At 60.1% G+C, this 22,804-nt stretch carries 14 protein-coding genes and 1 pseudogene; 4 read left to right on the top strand and 11 right to left on the bottom strand.

What is annotated here, in order from left to right; translation table 11 throughout:
* Nucleotides 1-15: 15 nt before the first annotated feature.
* Nucleotides 16-2,796, bottom strand: coding sequence for a [protein-PII] uridylyltransferase (gene glnD / locus TX82_RS02885; RefSeq protein WP_005006646.1), 2,781 nt, complete (start codon nucleotides 2,794-2,796; stop codon nucleotides 16-18).
* A gap of 604 nt (nucleotides 2,797-3,400) precedes the next feature.
* Here glnD and mdh point away from each other — a divergent pair.
* Nucleotides 3,401-4,346: pseudogene (mdh, locus tag TX82_RS02880) on the top strand (malate dehydrogenase).
* Between the two features lie 10 nt (nucleotides 4,347-4,356).
* Here the strand turns inward: mdh and TX82_RS02875 are convergent.
* The 4 genes from TX82_RS02875 to TX82_RS02860 are packed head-to-tail and all read right to left on the bottom strand — an operon-like array spanning nucleotide 4,357 to nucleotide 6,201.
* A complete protein-coding gene (locus tag TX82_RS02875) occupies nucleotides 4,357-4,818 on the bottom strand; it encodes a metallophosphoesterase family protein (protein ID WP_144079063.1) in 462 nt (153 codons plus the stop codon).
* Nucleotides 4,727-5,455 (bottom strand): metallophosphoesterase family protein, encoded by a 729-nt coding sequence (locus tag TX82_RS02870; RefSeq protein ID WP_005006639.1) that lies wholly within the window; start codon nucleotides 5,453-5,455, stop codon nucleotides 4,727-4,729. Before TX82_RS02870 ends, TX82_RS02875 begins: the two co-directional genes overlap by 92 nt.
* Nucleotides 5,456-5,470: 15 nt before the next feature.
* Nucleotides 5,471-5,773 (bottom strand): hypothetical protein, encoded by a 303-nt coding sequence (locus TX82_RS02865; RefSeq protein ID WP_005006637.1) that lies wholly within the window; start codon nucleotides 5,771-5,773, stop codon nucleotides 5,471-5,473.
* Complete coding sequence (locus tag TX82_RS02860) at nucleotides 5,764-6,201, bottom strand: arsenate reductase ArsC (protein ID WP_005006635.1); 438 nt, start codon at nucleotides 6,199-6,201, stop codon at nucleotides 5,764-5,766. The genes TX82_RS02865 and TX82_RS02860 overlap by 10 nt, the downstream gene beginning before the upstream one ends.
* A 131-nt stretch (nucleotides 6,202-6,332) precedes the next feature.
* Between TX82_RS02860 and lexA the strand changes: the two genes are divergently transcribed.
* The 3 genes from lexA (at nucleotide 6,333) to TX82_RS02845 (ending at nucleotide 9,650) form a co-directional block, all read left to right on the top strand.
* Nucleotides 6,333-6,929: a transcriptional repressor LexA gene (lexA, locus tag TX82_RS02855; RefSeq protein WP_005006633.1), complete on the top strand. Its 597-nt coding sequence runs from the start codon at nucleotides 6,333-6,335 to the stop codon at nucleotides 6,927-6,929.
* A gap of 247 nt (nucleotides 6,930-7,176) precedes the next feature.
* The gene (gene dinB / locus TX82_RS02850) at nucleotides 7,177-8,346 is read left to right on the top strand and encodes a DNA polymerase IV (RefSeq protein WP_005006631.1); all 1,170 of its coding nucleotides are present in this window, start codon (nucleotides 7,177-7,179) and stop codon (nucleotides 8,344-8,346) included.
* 170 nt (nucleotides 8,347-8,516) lie between these two features.
* Nucleotides 8,517-9,650, top strand: a complete 1,134-nt coding sequence (locus tag TX82_RS02845; protein ID WP_005006629.1) for an aminotransferase class V-fold PLP-dependent enzyme — start codon at nucleotides 8,517-8,519, stop codon at nucleotides 9,648-9,650.
* Between the two features lies 1 nt (nucleotide 9,651).
* Here TX82_RS02845 and pbpC read toward each other — a convergent pair whose 3' ends face one another.
* The 6 genes from pbpC to asnB all read right to left on the bottom strand — a co-directional run bounded on the left by pbpC (nucleotide 9,652) and on the right by asnB (nucleotide 22,769).
* Nucleotides 9,652-11,874 carry a penicillin-binding protein 1C gene (gene pbpC / locus TX82_RS02840; protein WP_005006626.1) on the bottom strand — a complete coding sequence of 741 codons (2,223 nt, stop codon included), beginning with the start codon at nucleotides 11,872-11,874 and terminating at the stop codon, nucleotides 9,652-9,654.
* Between the two features lie 4 nt (nucleotides 11,875-11,878).
* The gene (locus TX82_RS02835) at nucleotides 11,879-17,764 is read right to left on the bottom strand and encodes an alpha-2-macroglobulin family protein (protein ID WP_005006623.1); all 5,886 of its coding nucleotides are present in this window, start codon (nucleotides 17,762-17,764) and stop codon (nucleotides 11,879-11,881) included.
* Nucleotides 17,765-17,901: 137 nt separating this feature from the next.
* The gene (locus TX82_RS02830; protein WP_005006622.1) at nucleotides 17,902-19,053 is read right to left on the bottom strand and encodes a DegT/DnrJ/EryC1/StrS family aminotransferase; all 1,152 of its coding nucleotides are present in this window, start codon (nucleotides 19,051-19,053) and stop codon (nucleotides 17,902-17,904) included.
* Complete coding sequence (locus tag TX82_RS02825) at nucleotides 19,050-19,679, bottom strand: acetyltransferase (protein WP_005006619.1); 630 nt, start codon at nucleotides 19,677-19,679, stop codon at nucleotides 19,050-19,052. Before TX82_RS02825 ends, TX82_RS02830 begins: the two co-directional genes overlap by 4 nt.
* 30 nt (nucleotides 19,680-19,709) lie before the next feature.
* The gene (gene glnT / locus TX82_RS02820) at nucleotides 19,710-21,005 is read right to left on the bottom strand and encodes a type III glutamate--ammonia ligase (RefSeq protein WP_005006617.1); all 1,296 of its coding nucleotides are present in this window, start codon (nucleotides 21,003-21,005) and stop codon (nucleotides 19,710-19,712) included.
* Nucleotides 21,006-21,029: 24 nt separating this feature from the next.
* The gene (gene asnB / locus TX82_RS02815) at nucleotides 21,030-22,769 is read right to left on the bottom strand and encodes an asparagine synthase (glutamine-hydrolyzing) (RefSeq protein ID WP_005006613.1); all 1,740 of its coding nucleotides are present in this window, start codon (nucleotides 22,767-22,769) and stop codon (nucleotides 21,030-21,032) included.
* Nucleotides 22,770-22,804: the final 35 nt, after the last annotated feature.

Here is a 22,804-nt window from a genome sequence, read left to right as displayed (position 1 = left end):
GCCATTATATCCGGTTCAGGGCAGCTCCTCCAGTTTTTCCACCAGCAGGCTCTGGATGATCTGCTCCTTGATGCGCTGGATGAGCGGCTGGAACAGGATTTTGCCGCCGCGCAGCGACACGGAAAAAATGTCGATGCCGCGTCCGCCGCGGGTGGCGATCTTCGCCCGGTGGAGTTCGATGCCGAACTGCGCCAGCGTGTACACGATCTTGTACAGCATGCCGGGGTGGTCGCGCGCCTCGATGCGAACGCGGGTGAAGCGATCCTCGGGAAAATTCTCGATCTGGATCTTGGGCTCGATGCCCTCGTTTTCCCCGCTCCGTTTGTGGAAACGCGTGCGGGTTCGCAGGAGTTCGTTGAGCGTGACCTTGCGTTCCAGAATGCGGATCACGTTGCCCTCCACCTCGCGCCAGACGGCGGGCATGTCGTCGTACGCGTTCCGGATATTACGCGCGCTGACCTGGATGATGAGGATGGTCAGGCCGCCGTTGCCGGCAAAAATCTGGGCTCCCAGAATATTCGTCGCCTTGGCGGTGAGGGTACCGACCAGGTTTTTGAACAGGTGGATGTCGCTCGGCCCGGCCACCACCAGGTTGTAGAATCCGCCTTTCTCGTGATACGTCGCCTTCAGGCTGAAAGGCCGCTCCCCCATGCCCTGGATGAGGCGGATGTGGTCGGCGATGTCCTCCGAGGACTCGGTCAGGAAATAATCCTCCGGCATGGTCCCCATATGGTCGCTGATGACGGTTCGGTCGAACTCGTCCGCCAGCAGGCTGTACACGGCGTTGCGCGTGGCCTTGGGCTTTTCGTCGATGGATTCCGGTCGCACCAGGTAGTTGCGGGTGCGGTGGTAAAGCTCAGTGAGCAGGATGTTTTTCCATTCCGTCCACGTCTCCGGCGCCACCGCCCGCAGGTCCGCATAGCTCATCAAAAGAAGAAGGTCCAGCCGTTCCGGCTGACCTGCCAGCCTGCCCAGCTCGCGAATGGTGGGGGGATGGTGGATGTCGTGATGAAACGCGAGCTCGTTCATCATGTTCTTGTTCTTGACCAGAAAATGCAGCGTGCCCTGTTGTTTCGGGGTCAATTGCAGGCGCTGGGCCACTTCCGTGAGCGGGCTTTTCTGATCGCCTCCATCCAGATCTCCCGGCCGGTTGCCGAAGGTCTGAAGCAGGCACGCCAGTTTCAGGATGCTGCGGTCGGCAAGCCCGGTATAAACCTGTTTGAGTTTTTCCAGGTTGGTCTCCTTTGAGGTTTCCAGTTCTTCCAGAAACCGCACCATGCGAAGGGCGTGTTCGTCGCTCGTGTAACGGTGATAGAAATCGTAATGCACCTCAAACAGCGACTCCTCGAATTCCGGGAGCAGTTGACCCAGCACCCCCGCCTCGTGCAGTTGCCTTAACTGAGGGAATGCCTGGTTGGACCGCAACAGGTCGAACAGGAACGTGATGGCCTGTCGACCGCGGATAAAGTCTTCGTCCAAAAAATGTTTGTTCAGGCGGACAAGGCGTTTGAGATGAGCTCCAGGCTCCAATTTATGGTCGCGGCACAGGGTGAACGCAGTGAGGAGAAGCGAGCGGTCTTTTTCGAAAATATCGTCGGCGTGGTTGGCCACGCGCAGTTGCGATTTGTAGGCGAAAAACCCGTGGCCCAGCTTTTTCTGCTGGAAGGAGGTGATCACCTTCTGGATGAGGGGACGCGACTCAAGGCACCGGTGGAACACCGCTTCGGAAATGGTGTGGATGTGTGTGGCGTGGCGGAAGTAGTCGCGCATGAACCGCTCCACCGCCACCGTGCCGCCGCCTTCATACCCCAGATGATGGGCGAGGTCCATCTGGATGGAACGCGTCAGCACGTCGGCTTTCCTGCCCGTCAGGTAATGCAGTTCGTTGCGCACCCGCAGGAGGAAGTTGACCGATTTCTTGAGCGTCTGCAACTCGTCTGCGTCCAGGATGTCGTCGCGGTTCATCTCGCTCAGAGACGCTCCGTCGAAGCACATCGCCACCGCCCACATGGCGACGTGGTAGTCGCGCAGTCCGCCGGGACCATTTTTGATATCCGGCTCCGGATGGCTGGTGACGCCTTCACCGCCGTCCGGGCGGGAGAAAAATTTGCGAAGCGTGGTGTCCAGGTACTCCTGCGCGTGCTTTTTGAGCACGTTTTTGTAAACAGTGTCCCACAGCCTGCCGTACAGGGGCCGGTCGCCGATGAGAAACCGCGTTTCGATCATGGAGGTGCGAACGGTGGAATCGTCCCGTGCCAGGGACTGGCATTCCTTGAGCGTTCTGCAACTGTGGCCGATCTCCAGGCCGATGCCCCACAGAACGGAGATGACCTCCTGGATGAAGGCATCGAGCTTCCTGTCCATCTTCCTGTTGAGGAGGAACAACAGGTCGATGTCTGAGCAGGGATTGAGTTCGCCGCGTCCGTAACCCCCTACCGCCACCAGCGCAAAGCGGTTGGCCAGGATTTCGTCCCGGAACGGTCCCAGTCCGTCGATGGCCAGCACCACGTGCTTGATGGTTTCGTCGATCAGGCCGCAGTGTGCCTGGATCACCTCGCGGCCGCCCGCGCCGGAGCGGTGCCAGGCTTTGATCTTGTCGCGGCTGTTATTGAGGAAGGCCTTGAATCGCTGAAAGTACGCCGAGCGCTGACGGGGGTCTTCGGGAATCGCCTCCAACTGGGCGAAATCCGCTCCGAATTCAAATTGTATGGAAATCTCGTTCATGAAAGACCCGGATTGCGGTTCGGATGGGACGGCGCGGTCGTTGCCGCCCAGGGCGGCGGCGTCACGTACCAAAGGTTGGATTTATAAACGATTTGCACCATGGGGAAAAGGGAAAACCGTTGATTCCGAAAGAGGGCCGGCGAAGGGGACCGGACGGGTTGAATGAAACGGGACTCGTTGCGTGCCACATTCCAAGGGGCCTTGCACGTCTTCCGGCGCGGTCATTTTCGGGCCTGCGGGGGCCCGTTGGAAGTGGTTGATTCTGCGTGCCGAGGGCCCGACCGAAAGGCCAAATTTGCTTGACAAAGGGGGCCTTATAATTTAGTTTACCCCATTCATTCAAGCGTGTCAGGCTTACACGTCAGGTCTTGTCCGTTCAAACCGCTCTTTCGTCCAGGGGCCGATTGCAAAAGTTCACTGGACCCTTCCCTCCGTTCAGATAACAAACCGGGTGCGTTTGTTGCCAAACGAAGTGAAGGAGAAAGCCGGTGGCGGCGGAAACGGGACACGCGAAGTGTGGGATTGCCGGTTCCGGATACAACGGATCGGTCTTTGTATGGAAACGGGGACCGGGCAGGTTCCGGACCGCTTTACAGGTAAACAACAGCCGTGGGGCCCGCAGGAGTCGTCCCCACCTTATTGATTCCGTGGTTCCGTAGAATAAGGATATCGGACGATGCGTAAAAAAATCACCGTTGTGGGCGCCGGGCAGGTGGGCACCACGGTCGCCCAGCTGACCGCTTTCAAAAATCTCGGCGATGTCGTTCTCATCGACATCGTGGAGGGCATGCCGCAGGGCAAGGCGCTGGACCTGCAACAGTCCGGGTGCCTGCAGGTATTCGACAGCCTCATCGTCGGCACCAACGACTACAAGGACACCGCCGACTCCGACATCGTGGTCATCACCGCCGGCGTGCCGCGCAAGCCGGGCCAGGACCGCGCCGATCTGCTCAAAATCAACGCCGGGATCGTCAAGAATGTGACCGAGCAGATCATGAAGTACTCCAAAAACCCCATCATCATAGTCGTTTCCAACCCGCTCGACGCCATGGTGTACCTGGCCAAGGAAGTTTCCGGCCTGCCGAGGGAACGCGTCATGGGCATGGCGGGCGTGCTGGATTCCGCCCGTTTCCGCACCTTCGTGGCGCTGGAACTCAACTGCTCGATGGTGGATGTGGACGCCATGGTGCTGGGCGGGCATGGCGATTCCATGGTGCCGATGCCGCGCTACACCACCGTCTCCGGTATCTCCATCACCAACCTGATGAAACCCGACCAGATCGAGCGCTTGGTGAACCGCACCCGAAAGGGCGGTGCGGAGATCGTGGGCCTGCTCAAGAATGGCAGTGCGTTCCTCGCACCGGGGGCATCGGTGGTGAAAATGGTGGAAGCCATCCTGCAGGACAAAAAAACGCATTCTGCCCTGCACGGCCTATCTCAACGGGGAATACAACTGGAAGGGCATCTTCTTCGGCGTGCCGGTGGAGCTCGGTTACAACGGCATCACCAAGATCATCGAGCTCGACCTCACGGCGGAAGAAAAAGAAATGCTGGACACCTCGGCGAAAGACGTGCAGGTCACCATCGACGAAGTGGACGCGTTCCTCGGCAAGAAAGTGTGACCGCTACCGCTCACGGGTTGCGGATCGTCACCGTATCGTAAAGGGTCACCCCTGGCGGCTGTCCGTCGCATTCCAGCGGTATGGTTTTCCACGCTTTCATCTTCGGCCGCCAGCGCGGGTTCCCCTCCGCCGACTCCGGCGTGCAAACGCGGAAGGTTCTAACGGTCAGCCGGTGGTCGTCCATCTCCACCGTCAGGTAATGAAACATGAGCGCGCGTTTGGCCAAGGCCTGTTTCACCTCCGGCGGCGCCGCGTTTTTGTCCCTGCCGGAAAGGTCGGCGAACGGTTTGAAGGTCGCCCCACCGCCCCCCGCCACGATGTGCGTCACCCCTTCCCCCTGCAGGTAATCCGATTTTTCCACAAACGGCAGGTTGCCGTAGTCATCCGGCACACCCAGTGGATAAAACCGCTCGTAGGAATGCTGGTTGCCGGCGAAGACGAGGTCGGGCGAAAGCGCGTTGATCTGTTTCAACACCGTCTGCCTTTTTTTCCACGTACCACGCGGTGGTGAGTGCCGGTTCGTGGAGCGCCACGATCACCCACTGGTGCTTCGCCCGTGCTCTCTCGATCAGCGGCGCAAGCCACGGCGCGGGGTCCTTCCAGTCGTATGCATCAAGGACCACCATCAGGGCCAGTTCGAGGTTCATGACGCCTTCCCGCGGACCGGGGCCGGGTTCGCCCTTAAAGGCATCGAAGGGCGTGGCCATCGGCGCGATCTGGTCCCAGCAACCGGAAGCCTTCGGTTTCCATTTGACCGGCGGCAGGTCGTTGTCCCCGGCGACGAACACGCGCACCGGAAACGGGGCGGTCAGGGTCTGCTTGATCGTATTGATGTAACGGTGGGGGCAGGTGTCGGGAAACAGCCGGTCCTGGTAAACGAAGTCGCCCAGGTGCAAAAGGACCATGGCGCCTTCCTTTCGCATGGCGGAGACCACGGCATCGAAGCCCGGACGGTAGGCGCGTTCGCCGATACCGGTGTCGCCCACCACCACCATCTTGATCTGTTCTTCTTTATGAGCGGCAACGGGCTGGATGCCGGTGACACTGAAAATCAGCGCGAGAAAGTACGAAAGAAGGCAATGTCGGTACGGTTGGAATCGGCGAAGCATGGGAGCCTCCTCGATCTAAAAACTTTGCGTCACTTCCATCTGCAGCCAGCGGACGATGGCGAGCAGGACCACCGATCCCCCCACCAGCGTACCCAGCACCAGGTTGGTGACGGGTTGCTCGCGCAGGCGTTCCTGCACGATCAGCACCACCCCCCAGCTCGACACCAGGAAACTGAAAGCGATGGGCAGGATGAGCATCGGCGCCGCCGCCCACTGGCCCCAGCCTTCGAACTGGTTGACGTACCACCAGAACGCCCCGAACAGGATCAGCGGCAAGGGGCACGTCCAGTAAAACACTTTATGCGGGATTATGGGCAATGCAGGCTCTCCGGCAGGGTTTGAATGTAGGTTTTGATCTCGTCCCGCACGCGGCGGTAATGCGCCATCGCCTCTTCTTCGATTTTGGCATCGGCGGCAAGCTTCGGCGGATCGTCGAAACCGCGGTGCACCACCTGGGCTTTGCCGGGAAACGACGGGCACGTGGCGTCGGCATGACCGCACACGGTGACGACATAGTCGAAAGGCACGGACATCACGTCATCGACGTGCTTGGAAGCGTGGCCGGAGATGTCCACCCCCGCCTCCCGCATGGCTTTCACCGCCAGCGGATTCAGGCCATTGGGGTCCACTCCGGCGGAATGGGCCTCGATGGCGTCGCCTTTCAGGTGGCGCGCCCAGCCCTCCGCCATCTGGCTCCGGCACGAGTTGCCGGTGCACAAAAACAGGATTTTGCATTTCTGGCCCATGGTGGCCCAAGTGTAGCACAGGCGGTTCGCCGGGAAAGCCTTAATCTTTGAAAATACGGCGTTAATCAACCCTCTTGATTTTCGCTAAAATTTCGCCTAGCATGGGACGCATCCTCTTTAAGGAGACGGTCATGTACCTCACCCGGCGACAGAAGGAAATCTACCAGTTCATCGAGCATCACATCCGCCAGCGCGGTTACGCGCCCAGCATCATGGAGATCGCCAAACAGTTCCAGTTGTCGTCGCCGGCGACGGTGCACAAGCACCTCAGTCACCTGGAAGCGAAAGGCCTCATCCGCCGCCAGCAGAACCAGAGCCGCGCCATCGAGCTGGTCGAGGACCTCACGCCGCGCACGCCGGAGTATCCGTTGCTCGGCACCATCGCCGCGGGCCGTCCGCTGGAGGTGTTCGAGGCGAAGGAGATGATGTCGCTCCTGCCCAGCCCGGAGGGGAAAGATTTGTTCGTCCTGCAGGTGCGGGGGCAGTCGATGATCGACGACCACATTCAGGACGGCGACTACGTTATCGTCGAGCGCCGCAGTGAGGCGAAGAACGGAGAGACGGTGGTGGCGCTGGTGAACAACGACTCGGCGACGCTGAAACGGTTTTACCGGGAGCAGGATCACGTGCGCCTGCAACCGGCCAACGCCGCCATGCCGCCGATCATAGTGAAAGACGGCGACTTCCAGATCCAGGGCGTGGTTGTCGGCGTCCTCCGTAAGTTTTAGCGGGCGCGGACTGCGTCCGGTGACAGATGGCTAATGCGTTCGTAAGCGAACGATGGTCCGTGGGCGCAATTCTGGATTTACGCACATTCCTATTTATTCATTCCCCTCTCCCCTGGCGGGAGTACTCCTTGGGTGATGGGCTGGGGTGGCCTAAATCATCCCTCCTCTTTTCAAGGGGAGGGCTGGGAGGGGTTACTAATGACTCTTCCAAGGTGGTTGCAATGTTTTTCCTTCCGGTAAATGAGTCATGACCCCCACCATCCTGCACATCGACATGGACGCCTTCTTCGTTTCCGTTGAGGAAGTGCTCGACCCGTCGCTCAAGGGCAAGGCGGTGATCGTCGGCGGCAGTCCGGAAGGCCGTGGCGTGGTGGCCGCTGCCTCGTACGAGGCGCGCAGGTTCGGCGTGCACTCCGCCATGCCCATCGCCCGCGCGCGCAAACTGTGCCCGCACGCCATTTTTTTACGCGGCGCGCACAAACGCTACAGCGAGTTCTCGGCGCGCGTCTTCGCCATCCTCGAACACTACTCGCCGCTGGTCGAACCCATGTCGCTGGATGAAGCGTACCTCGACCTCACCGGGTGCGAGCGACTGCACGGCCCCGCCGTCGCCACCGCCCAGCGCATGCACGATGAAATCCGCGACACCGTCGGCATCAACGCTTCAATCGGCATCGCCGCCAACAAGCTGATGGCGAAGGTGGCGTCGGAATTTGCCAAGCCCAACGGCTGTTTCCGCGTGCTTCCGGACCAGGCGGCGCGCTTCCTCGCGCCGTTTCCCGTAGGCACCCTGCCGGGCATCGGACCCAAAGGCGTGCAGCAGTTCCGCCGCCTGGGTGTCCGCACCGTGCGCGATCTCGCAGCACTGCCGCTTGAGTTTTTAGAAGAGGTGTTCGGCGAATGGGGAGCGCAGTTGCACGACAAGGCGCGCGGCATCAGTCATTCGCCCGTCCAGCCGCGCGAAGAATCGAAATCGATCAGCCGCGAAACCACGTTGGAAGAGGACTCCACCGATCCGCAGTATCTGGAATCGGTCCTGAGTTACCTGCTGGAAAAAGCCGCTGGCCAGCTGCGCGGCGAGGGCCTGCGCGCCCGGTGCGTGACCTTGAAGCTGCGTTACTCGGATTTCAAGACGGTGACCCGCTCGCGCACGCTCACCGTCCCGGCCTGTGAAGACCACATCCTGTTCGCGACCGTTGTCGATCTATTCCGCAAACTGTTCACGCGGCGCACGCGCGTGCGGCTGATCGGTGTCGGGTTGACGTCGCTCACCCGTGAAGCACTCCAGCAGATGGACCTGTTCGACACGCCTGCGCGCAGTGCCGGCCGTGAAACGCTTTATGCGGGTATCGACCGCATCCGCACCAAGTACGGCTTCCGTTCCATCCTCCGCGCCACCAGTCATAATGAAGAGTAACCGGGTCACGCCCGCTCCCTCTCCTCTTACGGGGTACAGCCCCGGTTCCCCCTTGTAAGGGAGGCTAGGGGGGTTCTTCCTTTTCTGTTATCCTTATGCTTCATCCGGACGAAGTCCGGTCTTCATCTGTGGTTAAATTTTTTTTGGTTTAATCAGTTTCAAGGATGCTTATGAATTGGGATCAATGGCGTGACGCATTTCCCGTCACAAAGAACCGCATCTTCCTCGACCACGCGAAAGTCGCGCCCCTGCCGGAGCGCGTGCAGGAACGCGTCGCCGCCTTCCTCAAAGACGCCTGCGAGCACGGCACCGCAAACTATCCGAAATGGATGGCGGAAACCGACCGCGTCCGCGCCCGCTTTGCGGAACTCATCAACGCCGACGAAGGCGAGGTTGCGTTCGTCAAGAACACGTCGGAAGGTATCTCCATCGTCGCCAACGGCATCGACTGGAAAGCAGGCGACAACGTCGTCATCCCCAACATCGAATTCCCCGCCAACGTCTATCCTTGGATGAATTTGAAACGCCTCGGTGTCGAGGTGCGCTGGGTGAAGTCCGTCCGCGGCCGCGTGCCGTTCGAGCAGATCGCGGCGCAGGTGAACAACCGCACGCGCGTCGTCTCGGTGTCGTCGGTCGAATGCAACAGCGGATTCCGCAACGACCTGGGTAAAATCGGCGCGTTCTGCAAGGAGAAGGGCATCTATTTCTGTGTCGATGCGATTCAGTCGCTCGGCGTTCTGCCGATGGATGTGAAACGCGACCACATCGACTTCCTCGCCGCCGACGGCCACAAGTGGTTGTTGAGCGTCGAAGGCCTGGGCGGGTTTTACATCTCGAAGCGCGTGCTGGAGAATATTTATCCGGCGGTGGTGGGATGGGACAGCGTTGTCAACGCCAATGACTATTTGAACTACGACTTCACCTTCCGTCCCGGCGCGCGGCGCTACGAGGAAGGCAGCTTCAACGTGATGAGCATCTTCGCCTTCGGCGCGGCGCTGGATATTTTGCTGGAGGTGGGGATTGAGAACATCGAACAACGGGTGAAGGGTCTGGGCGACGTCATCATGGATCGCGTCAAGCAGCGGGGCGGCAAGATCGTCAACTCAACCGAGCCCGGCGAGCGCTCCGGCATCGTGTCGTTCACCTTGAATTGCGATCTGGAAAAACTGAAAACCTACCTTGCGGATACCAACGTGTCGCTCACCATCCGCGACGGACTCATCCGCCTCTCCCCACACTTCTACAACAACGAATCGGACATCGACCTCTGCTTCGAAAATATCGACGCATTTTTGAAGAAGTGAATCACTTCACATAAAAAACAACGTGAAGTGTTTGCGGTGTGGGCTGGGTGGGTTTGTGGATGGTGGCGGTGAGGTGTTGCCGTCCGCGCTCAAGGTTCCATAAATACTTTCCGCCTTCCGTGACCGCGAGCGGCGTGCCGTTTAAATTCCATTCCACCGTGTCGGTGTCTTCGACGCCCTGGATGGCGAACTCGAACGCTTCGTGTTCGTCCGGAATCCGCGGGTCCATCGCCATCCTCAATCCCCACACAGGTTTCACCCATTTCACCTCGCGGTCGCGGTAGGGGCGCATCGTCACATCCTGCGGTTCGGTGCCCGGCACGAACCATTCCGTCACCCACCTGCAAGCGGATTCATCATCCAAAGACACGTTGATGACTCCGTTCTGTGGCTCGCGGCACAGGTCGCGTTGCACCAGCCGCGGGTCTATGTAAAGCGGCCGCGTTTCTCTATGCCGGTTGAGCTCGGCGAACACGGAGCGCAGCAGGAGCGCCGGACCTGTCGAGCCCGTCACGTCTTCCATCGGGTTCTGGTCGAGGTTGCCCATCCACACGCCGACGGTGTAGCGGTCGTTGAAGCCCACCGCCCACGCGTCGCGGTAATCGGTGGAGGTGCCTGTCTTCACCGCTGTCTGCACCGGCAGGTTCAGCACGCTTCCCGCGCCGAACTCCAGCCGTCGCGCTTCGGGGTCGGATAAAATGTTTGCGATGAGCGATGCCACCGGACCCGATACCACACGCATCTCTTCACGCGGCGCGGGGTCGTTCATCCACGGCGTCAACGGACGCCACACCCCGCCATGCGCCAGAGCCGAGTACGCCTGCACCAGTTCGTACAGCGTCACTTCTCCATTGCCCAGCGCCAGCCCGTCGCCGTAAAAATCCGGATGCTCGTCGAGGGTGGTGAAGCCGAGCGTCTGCAGAAAGCGGTGGTAGTTTTCAACGCCGACGAATTTCGCCGCGCGCACGGCGGGGATGTTGAGCGAGTTGCCGAGCGCGTTGCGCAGTGTCACGGGCCCGTAAAAATTGCGGCTGTAGTTTCGGTAGGCGTGCAGGCCCGTGCCCACCGACTCCGCCAGCGGCGCGTCGAGGATTTGTGTCGCCGCCGTCCAGCCGTTCTCCAGCGCCAGCGCGTACACGAACGGTTTTAAAGATGATCCCGGCTGGCGTGGCGTGGTGACGGTATCGATGAAACTGCCTGGCACGGATTCATCCGGTTCGCCCGCCACCACCCACGCGAGGATCTCGCCCGTGGTGTGGTCGGCCACCAGCACCGCGCCGTGTCGCACCGACCGGCGCGTCAACTGCGCCAGCCTCTGGTCGAGCAGGGTTTGCAGGGTCGATTGTAACGTACCGTTCAGCGTGGTGCGCAGGCTGGGTTGCCATTGCTGTGCGGACTGCGCCGTGACGTGCCGCACGAAATGGGTCGCTCCAACCGGAAGTGACGGCGGTTCGAGCTTGAAAATCTCAGTGTGAATCCGTTTGGCTTCCGCATCGGTCAGCACCCCTTGTTCGTGCAATGTGCGGGCGAGTCGTCCAATGGCGGTATTCACCGTTCGCGGGTCGCGGTAGAGGTCGAATCGCGACGGTGCGCGCACCAGCACCACCAGCGCCAGCATTTCTTTTTGCGTCAGGGTGTCGAGATCGCGGTTGAAATAATAATGCGCCGCTTGCGCCACGCCGCGCCGTTGCGACGCGTAGGGAACCTGGTTGAGATACAGCTCGAGGATGTCGGACTTGCTGAGCGCGGTTTCCAAACGTTGCGCTTCGAATCCTTCCATCCAGCGCGACCAAACTGTGCGCGGCCGGGGATGCAGGATGCGCACCACCTGCTCGGTGAGCGTGCTGGCTCCACGCACCCTGCCGAGCGCCTTCACGTTCTGCCACACGGCATGCAACCGCGCCAGCCAGTCGATGCCCGTGTGCTCGTAAAACCGTTTGTCCTCGGAGACGATGAGGGCGCGTTTCAGAAAATCCGGTATGGCGTGAAGCGGCACGGTGTCGTGCGTGTTCCAGCGTGTCTGGTAGGTGACGCGAAGCGGCGCGCCATAGCGGTCGGTCACCTGCTGGCGCTCCTGCGTTTTTGTCTGAACGGAAAGAAAGGTTTTCTCAACGGGCGAGATCGAAGTCGCCGTGGCGACAAACAATGACAGCGCGCCAACCATCGCAACGAGAGTGCCACTTATGAAAAATTTAAAACGCAGTGAGCGTTCGCGCCAGCGCATCGGATCACTCCTCGACGATCAGGTGCGACGGGATACCCTTGCCGTACACATCGGGATCGTACATCTCCTCCGCGTGCACCGGCATCTTGAGAAATTTCCCGGTGGCGATGGCCTGCGCCACGTAGGACAGATGGTAGTTGCCCGGCATCAGGTAATCGGAGTAAAACCGCACCGCGTCGTGACGCAGTTCTTTATGATAAAAACTCCAGCGCGAATAGTTGTACGAACGCCAGTCGGAGTACTGAAGCCACCACGACCCGCCCGCCGCCTTGAACGTGCCCTTGTCGGCATCGACGGTGGAGGCGGTGGCGAGCTGGCGGTTCACCGGCTCCAGTCCGCCGGGCACCGGGTCGTCCACCACCACGAAGTTGCGCGCTGCGGGAATCGACAGGAAAATATCGACGCGCACCAGTTCGCCGCGCTGGATTTTATCTCCGTCGTTGAGCAACACCCATTCGCCGTTCCGTTCCACTGCGTACTCCTTGCGGATCTCAATGCCGGCGTTGATGTGCTCAGCGTGTTCCTCAAGAGGTGCGTATTGCAGGCGCGTCGAGATGTACAGGCGTCCCATGCCTTTTTTCTTGATGACGACCTTGGTCTTGCGTCCAGGGTCGCCTTGTTCTATGGGACGCGTCAGCGGCGCCGTGGGATCGCGCTTGTCCTTGAACTCATGCTCGCCCAGCTTGTTTCCGTCCATCAGGGCGGTGACCAGATATTTCGGGTCGGTCTGCTCATAGGCGCGGCTGTAATCGATGAGGGCGTTCATGCAGAACATGTTCTCCTGCGTGTTTTCCCAGTGGTCGCGCTGGCCGCGCGTCTGCGTGATGTAACGCACCAATTTGAACGGCGCGTTGCCGAGTTTTTTATTCAGGTTGGAATGTCCCGCCGTCTGGGTGAGCGCGGTCAGGATGGCGCAATTGGTGCGGAGCGGCGAGGCGAGGATGCGCGAGTAGCTGTCGTCGAGCGTCTCCGAGAAAACGAACTTGCCGCCGCTCTGCGTCGAATGCGCGAGGATGGCATCCAGCGTCTCTTCCACCACCGGCAGAGTTCCTTTCACGTTCAATGCCGCCTGTAGGAAGTGGGCCTTGCCGAACAGGCTCATGAACGGCATGTGGGTCCGAAAGCGCTCGATGTCCTTCTTTCTCACCTTGCGGTGTTTCGACAACGCCGCCAGCGCCACCGCACGCACGGTGGAAGCCATGTCTTTGCTGTAAAACGTGGGCAGCACATCGCGCTTGAGCATACGTTTTAAATATTTATGCAGAGCCTCCTCGACGTGCGACGGAATCTCATAACCCGCCGACCGCATCCAGTTGAAGGCCAGCGCCGTGTAGGCGCTCAGGTACGGGCTCACGTAGCGGTCTTGGGGAATGTAATACACCATGCCGCCATTCGGCGCCTGGTAGTTGACCGCCGACTTCAACATATCGCGCGCCACGTCATCCGCTTCCTCCCATTTGAAATCGGCAGGCATGTAGTCTTTGAGGTTAAGGTAGTGCGACGCCATGACGCCTTTGCTCAACACCTGCTCCCAGCAGATGTAGGCGTAATTGCGCATGTACTCAAACGCCCCCGCCACGTTGCCGATGACGGTGGGTGAAAGCACCACGCCGACGGAGCCCACGTCTGGGTGAATGTTTTTCGGGAACGCGATCGATTCCTCCGTGTGCGGCAGAATGGTGGAGACGTAGTTGGCGGCGGTCTCCAGCGAGCGCCGCTTGAGCACGGGTGTTTTGTAAATCAGGCCGTCGCGGTCGGTGTCATCCCCTGCGGTCACGCGGAAACGCACTTCACCCTTTTCGATGTCCCGCGTTTGCGGCAGGTGGATGGTGGTGATGGGGAGGAACACCGTCTGCCGCTTGAACGGTTCGAGAGTGATGGTTTTTGTGATTGCGGTTTGTTTGCGAATGTCGATGTGACCTTCGGCTTTGATGGTGACGGTGATGTCGCGGGCCTTGTCGGTGCGATTCATCACGCTGAAACCCGCATTGAAGGCGTCGCCTTCCGTCACCTGGTTGGGCATGACGGGACGCAGTTCGGTTTCCTTATTCACTTTAAACGTGCCTTCACCCAGACCCATCAGGTCGTTCGGCGTCACCGCGAACGCCAGCACGCGCCAGCCGGTCAGGTTGTCCGGCGCCTCGAACTCGATCGACACGTTGCCGTTGGCGTCGGGGGTGAGCGCCGGGTTCCAGTAGCTGACGAACTTGAACAGCGACCGCATGGCGAGGTCCGCGCCGCCATCGCCACCGGGATTGGCTCCTTTCTTCTCGAATTTCTGCCGTCCGACGATGCGGGTCAGCAGGCTGAAGTTTTTGAGGTCGAGTGCGCCCAGGTGGTACAGTCCCTTGTAGGGGTCGAAGTAGTCGCGTCCGCCCTGCAACAGATCGAACACCGCTTCATCGAGCACGGCGACGGCGAGTTCATAAGGCCGGTCGCCCGCGTCGAAACGCGGCTTCACGTTGAGCGCGACTTTGATGGTGTCGCGCGGTTTGTACTGGCCTTTCTCCGTCCGGGCGGTGACCACCAGTTCCTTGTACGGGTCCTTGACGGGCACGCGGGTGTAGCCCATGCGGAAGGTCGGCTTGCCGAGATCGACGCCGGTTTCATCCAGAGGCTTCTCCACGCGCGGCGACACCACCAGCACCGACAGATAGAATCCGGGCAGGAAATCCGGTTCCACATCAAACTCGACCACCGGCGTCGCCGTGTCGAACGTTGTCACCCATTGCTTGAGGACGCCGTAACGCTCGACGGAGATCAACGCCTTCGCGCCGGGAAACGGGTTCTGCACGAGGAAACGCGCTGTGTCGCCGATCTGGTATTCTTCTTTTTCCGGGATCAACTGCAGGGCGTGGGTGTTGTCCTCCGCCCACACCACGCGGCCCTTGCCCGCCACCCAGGTGCGCAGACTTGCCGTGTGCGTGCGGCCTTTCGTGTCGGTGATGGTCGCGGTGAGGCGATACGATCCCGGTTCCTCAGGCGTGAACGTGCAGACCTTCGCCTCAGCGGAGGGTGTGCCTTTGCAGTCGCCCGCCTTTTCCCATGAATGCGTGTACTGCGTCAGATACGCGTTGCCCGCGCCTTTCACCCGGCTGGCCTTGGTGACGTGCCGCTCGATTTTGATCGACACCGGCGTGCCGCTCACCGGCTTGCCGTGGCCATCGACCACGATGTACTCGATGTTCGCCGGTTCGTCTTCCTTGTAGAGCCACTTTGGACTGTGCAGGCCGACGAAGCGGTCGCGTCCATGGAACTTCGCCGTGGTCAGCGATGCCACGAACTTGCCACGGTCGTCTTTCACCGCACTTTCCACGCTGAGCGTGCCGTAAAAAATGTTCTCCACGTTCTGGTCGGTGATTTTAAACGAACGCAGGAGATCGCCCTTGGCATTGACCGCGTCTTCTTTTTGGTACAGGGTGAGCGTCTGGTAATAATGACCGCCTTCCGCAGTGAATCGGAATTGTTTTGCGCGGGGATGTCTGGAATAAAACGTCTGTTCGCGAAGCGTCGCGGTGAGCCGCGCCGGGGCATCGGCGTAGGGTCCCCCGGCATGCATGCGTGCGAGCGTCGTGATTTCCACTTCACTTCCCGGTTCGAACGCCTCGCCGTTCAGCGAATTGCTCACACGGAAGGGCGAGGGGGTGAAGTCGGTGACCAGCACCTCCAGCGGCGTCCACAGAGATTTGGAAAATTTGGCGCGCAGGCGGAACTCGTACCAGCCGACCGCGCCCGACTTGGCCACGGAGAACTCGCCGGCGTACGTGCCAAATTTCGACAGGGTGATGTCCTTCATCTCGTGTACTTTTTTGCCCATCGGGTCGCGCACTTCCAGCCGGTAGCCTTCGAGCGGCGGCGCGATCAATTTTTTATTGTCCTGATCGCGCACAAACAATTTGAACTGGATGGTGTCGCCGGCGCGGTACACGCCCTGCGCCGTGGTTCCCCAGGTCTGGATGTGACCGTACTGCCTTTGCATGCTGGGGTAGGCCTCGTAATTGGAAACCCGTCCGGAATCGACGCCGAAGCGCTGGTCGTCGAGCGGCACCAGCGCCATGTCCTCGCCGCGCTCGATGCGCACGAACAGGCGTTCGCGCGTGTCATCGTACCAGCCGTAGCCCATGGCTTTCAGTTTGGGATCGAGTTTTTGCGTGCCGTCGAGCAGGGCGAGTCCGTCGTCCCCCGTCAACGCGTCGCTAAGGATTTGTTTATCGGCGGAGAGGTCGGCGATTTTGTCCTTGTAGATCATGACATGCGCGTCGGGAACCGGCTGGCCGGTGGCGAGGTCCGTCACCCACACGGACGAGTTGTAATGTCCCATCTTGACGTGCACGCCGAATGGCGTCACCTGCGCCAACAGGGTGCGCTGGTAAGTCGGTTTCGGGACATCGGGTTTTGTATCCAAATGGCCATACAGCACGCCGCTCTTGCCGCCTAACGCGCCACGCACGTCGAGCGGCAGGGCGTAGGCGATGTCTTCCGCATCGTCCGGTTTCACTTTGTGCACCAGGTTGCCCTTGCGGTCGGTGGCGGTCAGCCGTTTGTATTTGAGTGTGATTTCTTTCAGGTTGGTGACCACGAGCGGCACTTCGGTCTGTTCCTGTTTTTCCAGTGTGGCGGTGGTGTGCTCAAGATGAAAATCTGGATTGCGGTGATCGGTGTTGAACGTCAGGTCGAATCCTTTGGGCAGAGAGCGGCCGAACTCATCCTTCAAAGCTCCTGCGCTGGAAGAAATGTTGTATTCCTGCGCCGCTTGCAATGCTTCCGGCAGGTGGACGTCGTAGCGGCGGCCTTTTCGGTGGGGACGGCGCAGGCGCGAATGATCATAAGCGTTGGCCCAGGGATCGTAATCGGTCCGGCCGCCGGCCAAGTCGGGAACGAACGTCACATGCTGCTTGATTTCCTGGTTGATGACCGGAGCGCTGAAGGTGAGGGAGACGCCACGCAACGGATTGCATTTGTATCTGGGCAACAATGTGGTGTTGGAATCGATGATGATTTGCCTGTTCTCATTGTTCCAGCAGGAGACGCCGATAAAGCGGAACTCAGGAAACGTGCGGAACTTTTTCACCGTGCGTTGGGTGACGCCGGGTTCGGGTCCGAGAGCCGAGACCAGTCCCGGCTCGATGTTCAGGAACACATCTGCATCCCACGACAGTTCTTTCTGCGGTTGCACCAGCCACACGCGCCGGGCCTCGACGCCGTCTTTCACCGTCGTCTGGTCGTCACTTTTCTGGCTGGGTGGGCGGTCGAGGTGCAACAATCCTTTGTCACCGGGGATGGGCACGATCACCGGAAGCTGGCGGTCGTTGGGGTCCGGTTCGACGCTCAATGGATACCGCTGGCGTTTGTTGCCTTCGCCCAGCAGATACAGGTGTTCGGCCACCGACGTTTGCGTGACGGGTTGGTCGAAAGTGATGCGCATGACCGGCCAGCCGGGCGCTTTCCAGGTCTGGAACCACGCATAGCGCACGCGCGGGCGGTGCGTGATGAAGCGATGCAGGTAAGGCGGATCGATCGTCGCGCCGTCTTCGGCCTGGATTCCGGGACGGACGTTGACTTCATACTGCGTCGCCGGTTGCAGTTTGTCGTCCTCGCCCAGTTGGCACGCCAGCGCGCTGGTGTTGAGCCACCGCCACTGGCATTTGAGTTCTGGGTGAACGCCGACCTTCACCTCCTCCTTCGTCCGCTCCATGCGCCCCAGCGGCACCACCGGACGGTTGAACTGGATGACGATCTGCCGGCCGGAGGGCACATCCGTACCACTGGGCGTGATGCGCACCACTTTCAGCGGCTGGCCCTGTGCGGCGGCTAAGATTGGAGGGAATGAAAGACAAAAGCCAATGAAGGAAAACAGACACGCAAGCACGGGGGCGGCAGATTTTCGCATGGAGCCCTTCCTCTTCGAATTTGTGAAATGCAGGTATGAAGACAGGTTAATGAGTTTTGCGCAGATGCACAAATTGAATTTCAGCCGGGGAGATATGTCATGAAAAAAGGAGTGTTCTGTGTTGGGCGAGATGAAGCTCAACCCCGTTTAAGAACGGATTGCACGATATCGATGATGCGGTCCTGGTCGGCGGGGGCAAGGTTGGAGCCGGAGGGCAGGCAGAACCCGCGCTCAAACACGTTTTCCGAGAAATTGCAGTCGTCCGCGTGGGTATGGTAGGTGCACCCCTTGAACAGCGGTTGCAGATGCAGGGGTTTCCAAACCGGGCGGGCTTCGATGTTTTCTCTGTCCAGCGCGGCGATGATGTCGTGCGGTTTCACCGATAGACCGCGATCAAGCGTCAGCACCGTGAGCCAACGCGTCGAGGTGCCGAAACCGGCTTCCGGCATGAACTCGATGCCTTCGAAACTTTCCAGTGCGGTGCGGTATCGATCAAACACCGCGCGGCGCTGGGCAATGCGTTCGTCCAGCACCTTCAACTGGCCGCGGCCGATGGCGGCGAGCACGTTGCTCATGCGGTAGTTGTAACCGAGCTCGCTGTGTTCGTAATGCAGGACGGGATCGCGCGCCTGCGTCGCCCAGTAACGGGCCTTGTCGAGCGCGGCGGTGTCTTTGGAGACCAGCATGCCGCCGCCGGACGTGGTGATGATCTTGTTGCCATTGAACGAATAGATGCCGAATTTGCCGAGCGTGCCGCTGGCCTTGCCTCGGTAGGTGGCTCCCAGCGATTCCGCCGCGTCCTCGATCACGAGGACGCGGTACTTGTCGCAGGCTTTCTGGATCGCGTCCATGTCGGCATTCTGGCCGTACAGGTTGACGGCGATGACGGCTTTCGGCACGCGGCCCTGCTGTCCCGCTTCTTTCAATGCGCGCTCCAACGCCTGCGGTGACAGGTTCCACGTTGCGGGGTCGGAGTCAATGAACACCGGGTCCGCTCCCAAAAATTGAATGGGCGTGGCGGAGCCGATGAACGTGAGCGACGGACAAAATACGGTGTCGCCGGGTTCCACGCCGCACAGCCTGAGGGCCAGATGAATCGCCGCGGTGCCGGAGCTGAGCGCCAACGCACCCGGTGCGCCGACGTAGGCCGCCATCTCGGCTTCGAACGCTTCCTGGTTGGGACCGCACGGTGCGATCCAGTTCGACTGAAACGCTTCTTCGACAAACTGGCGTTCCTGCCCGCCCAGGTGCGGCGGTGACAGATAAATGCGTGGGGGTTGTGTGCTCATGTTTGTTTCAAAATTCGGGCGGGCGCGCCTGCTGCCGTGACGTTGTCGGGAATCGGGTCGACCACTGCCGATCCGGCACCAATGACGGAATTGTGGCCAATGTCCATGCGGTTGGACACGGAGGCGCCGACGCCGATGGAGGTTTCCCGTCCCACTTTCACCTCTCCGGCCAGGTGAACCCCCGGTGACAGGTGCACGCCGTCTTCGAGGATGCAGTCGTGGTCGACCGTTGCGGCGGTATTCACGATGCACCCCCTGCCGACCCGCGCCCCGGTGTGGACCACCGCCTGCGGACCGATCAGCGTGCCTTGGCCAACGATTGCCGTTTCGCACACCCACGCGGTGGGGTGCACCAGCGTGGCGGCGGTGTGTCCGGCTTCGCAGTGACGCAGGAGCAGTTTCAGCCGCAGGGCGTTTTCGCCGATGGCGACGAAGAAATGCGTGAAGTCTTTGAGGCCGGATGCGGCATCATCGAATCCCGCCAGCACTTCGAAGTCGGCGACCCGTTTCAGTTCCATATGGCGGTCGTCGGCGAAGGCAATGCGGTCCCACTTCTGCACATCCTTTGCAATGGCCGCCACCACTTTGCCGTGTCCCCCGCCTCCGAATATCAGCAACGCTGCCACGGATACCCATCCATTTAAAAAAGATTCGGTTCAACAATCGAGCGTGGACTGCCGCTCCCATTCGCTCACCTGGCTCATGTAACGGCTCCAATCCTCGCGTTTCAGTTTCAGGTAGCTGTCAACGAACCCGTCTCCCAGCGTGGTCTTGAACACGTGGTTTTTTTCCAGCGCGGCCAGTGCGTCGTACAGCGTTGCGGGAAGTTTCTTGACCTTGAGTTTGGTGAACACGTCGTACATGTTTTCGTGCCGCGGCACGCCGGGGTCCATTTTGTTCTCGATCCCATCCATGCCTGCTGTCAGGATTCCCGCCTGCAGGAGGTACGGGTTCGCCGCGCCGTCGGGGAGCCGCAGTTCGAAGCGTCCAGCGTCGGGGATGCGGATCATGTGCGTGCGGTTGTTCCCGCCGTAGGAAATGCCGTTGGGGGACCATGTGGCGCCGGAGTCCGGAGTTTTGGCGTTAAGTCGTTTGAAGCTGTTGACTGTGGGATTGGTCAGCGCCGACAGGGCCGGTGCGTGGTGCAGGACACCGGCGATGAACTGGTACGCTTTCTCCGAAAGCTGATGCGAATTGTTTTTGTCAAGGAACAGGTTCTTTTTTCCCGACGCGTCCCATAGCGAGCAATGCGTGTGGCAGCCGTTGCCGGTAAGGCTGGTGAACGGCTTGGGCATGAAGCTCACACGCAGGCCGTGTTTTTCCGCGATGGACTTGGTGAGGAAGCGGAAGAACACGTGCCGGTCGGCCGTCTCCAGTGCGCTGCTGTAATGCCAGTTCATCTCGTACTGGCCGTTGGCGTCCTCGTGGTCGTTCTGGTACGGCTCCCAGCCGAGCCCCTGCATGGCGTCGCAAACTTCCTTGATGAAGTCGAAACGCCGCATGAGCGCGAGCTGGTCGTAACAGGGCTTGCTGAGTTGATCGTATTCATCGGAGATGCGGGAACCGTCGGGGGCCAGCAGAAAAAATTCCGCCTCCACGCCCGTCATCATCGTCACCCGCTTTTTGGCGGCCGCCGCCATCGCCCGTTTCAAAACCGTGCGCGGCGCGTGGTCGATGAGTTCGCCGTCCATATACAGATCGCCGGTGATCCACGCCACGTTCGGCTGCCACGCCATCGGCGTGAACGTTTTGGCGTCGGGCATGAGGAAGATGTCGGGGTGCGCGGGAGTCAGGTTGAGGTGCGCCGCGAATCCCGCAAACCCCGCACCGGCTTTCTCGGCCTCTTTGGCCTTGGAAGCGGGGATCAGTTTGGAGCGGATCACGCCGAACAGGTCGACGAAGCTCACCAACAGGTATTCGGTTTTGTGTTTCTTGATGGATTCACTGAGCATGAATGGGTCCGGGTTAGATGAAAATTAGAAAAAGGTTTTCAGCCACAGGGCGGTCATTAGAAGGGTGCGCAGCGGTCGCGTGTGGTTGGCCTTCCCCGCCTTGTGCTCGTCCAGCAGCTTCACCGCTTCCTGAGTGTTGATGAGATCGTCATTGGTGCCCGCCAGCAGATCCCGCGCCCAGTTGTAAAGCGGATCCTGCAGCCAGTTGCCGATGGGCGTGGTCGGCATCCGTTTTTTGCCGTACACGAATTCCCTGGAAAACACTTCCGCCGCGTGTTTCTTGAGATAGCTCTTGCCGATGCCGCGGTAGATCTTCTCCGTCACCGGCAGGCGGGTGAACAGCTCGATGACGCGGTGGTCCATGAAGGGCGAGCGGCCCTCGGTGGACCAGCACGCGCCCATGCGGTCGCCCTTCACCAGGTTGTTGCCCGGCATCAGTTGCGTGCATTCGTAGGCGATGATTTGCTCGATCGGTTGCAGGTCACGCCACGGTTCGATGCTCTTTTCGAAGTAATCGAACGGGTCCTGCGTGTGCTTGTGAACGGTGTCGCGCAGAAGCCGCTTGCGCAAGTGGTCGTCCATGTAGCAGATGACGTTGTAGTAGGCGCGGAGTGCGAAGTTGGTGCGTGTGGTGTTCTGAAAAAATTCCACGTTGTGGTTGAAGCCGAACAGCGTCTCGTCCGGTCCGTCGCCGGTGAACATGACGATTTTGTCTTCGCCGTGGGCCTTGCTTGCGAGCAGGTAAAACAGGAAAAACGAGAAGTCGCCGTGCGGCTGGTCGGTGTGGTAGATGACCTTTTCCGCAAGCTCCGGGATGAGGGTGTGGTCGATCATCGCCGGTTTCAATCCCAGCCCCAGCTGATCGGCAACCAGTCGCGAATAAGCGTATTCGGAAAAGCCCTCGACGGGAAAGTCCAGCCCGATCGCCTCCAACCGGCCCGGCCACTGCTCGGCCAGGTACTTGGCGACGACGGAGGAATCGATACCGCCGCTCAGGTACAGCCCGCCCTTCACGTCAAAATCCTTCTGCATGCGCACCGCGTCGCGCAGAAGCGCGCCGAATTCATCGAAGTCCGGCGTGTGGCGTTCGTCGAAAAAGGGCCATTCCCAGTAACGGTGCTTCGTGATTTTCAGTTCGCTGTCAAAACGCCAGTAAGTGCCGGGTTCGAGGTGGTGGATGTTCTTGAAGCAGGTGTCCGGCGGCGGGCAGTAGTTCAATGCGAACATGCGCACGAGGCCGTTGTAATTGATTTCCTTTTTCGCGCCGGGAAGCGCGAGCAGTCCCTTGATCTCACTGCAGAACGCCCAGCCGCCATCGTGCTCCATGACGTAACACGGTTTGATGCCCGTGTGGTCGCGCACCAGCACGCCGCGCTGCTCTTTCTCGTCCCAGAGGAAAAACACGAACATGCCAATGAGGCGTTGCAGCATGGCCTCGCCTTCCTCCCGCCACAGGTGGACCAGCACTTCCGTGTCGCACCGTGACTTGAAGACGTAACCTTTTTTCTTCAGCTCCTCGCGCAGGGCGACGTGGTTGTAGATCTCGCCGTTGAAGACCACGCCGACGGTGCCGTCGGTGTTGAACATCGGCTGGTGGCCGTTTTCCGGATCGACGACGGCGAGCCGTGCGTGGCCCAGCACGGCGGGCCCGTGTCGCTTCACGCCCCATTCGTCCGGGCCGCGGTACATGATGGTCTCGACCATTTTCTCGACGAGTTTTGGATCGGGATTGCTGGTGCCTATGGTTCCGGCGAGTCCACACATAAAATAAACTGGTTACCTCGGTAAAAATTTTAAAT

The organism is Nitrospina gracilis 3/211 (assembly GCF_000341545.2).
In the GTDB taxonomy this organism is placed as follows: domain Bacteria; phylum Nitrospinota; class Nitrospinia; order Nitrospinales; family Nitrospinaceae; genus Nitrospina; species Nitrospina gracilis.
This window is presented reverse-complemented; position numbering and strand designations above follow the sequence as displayed.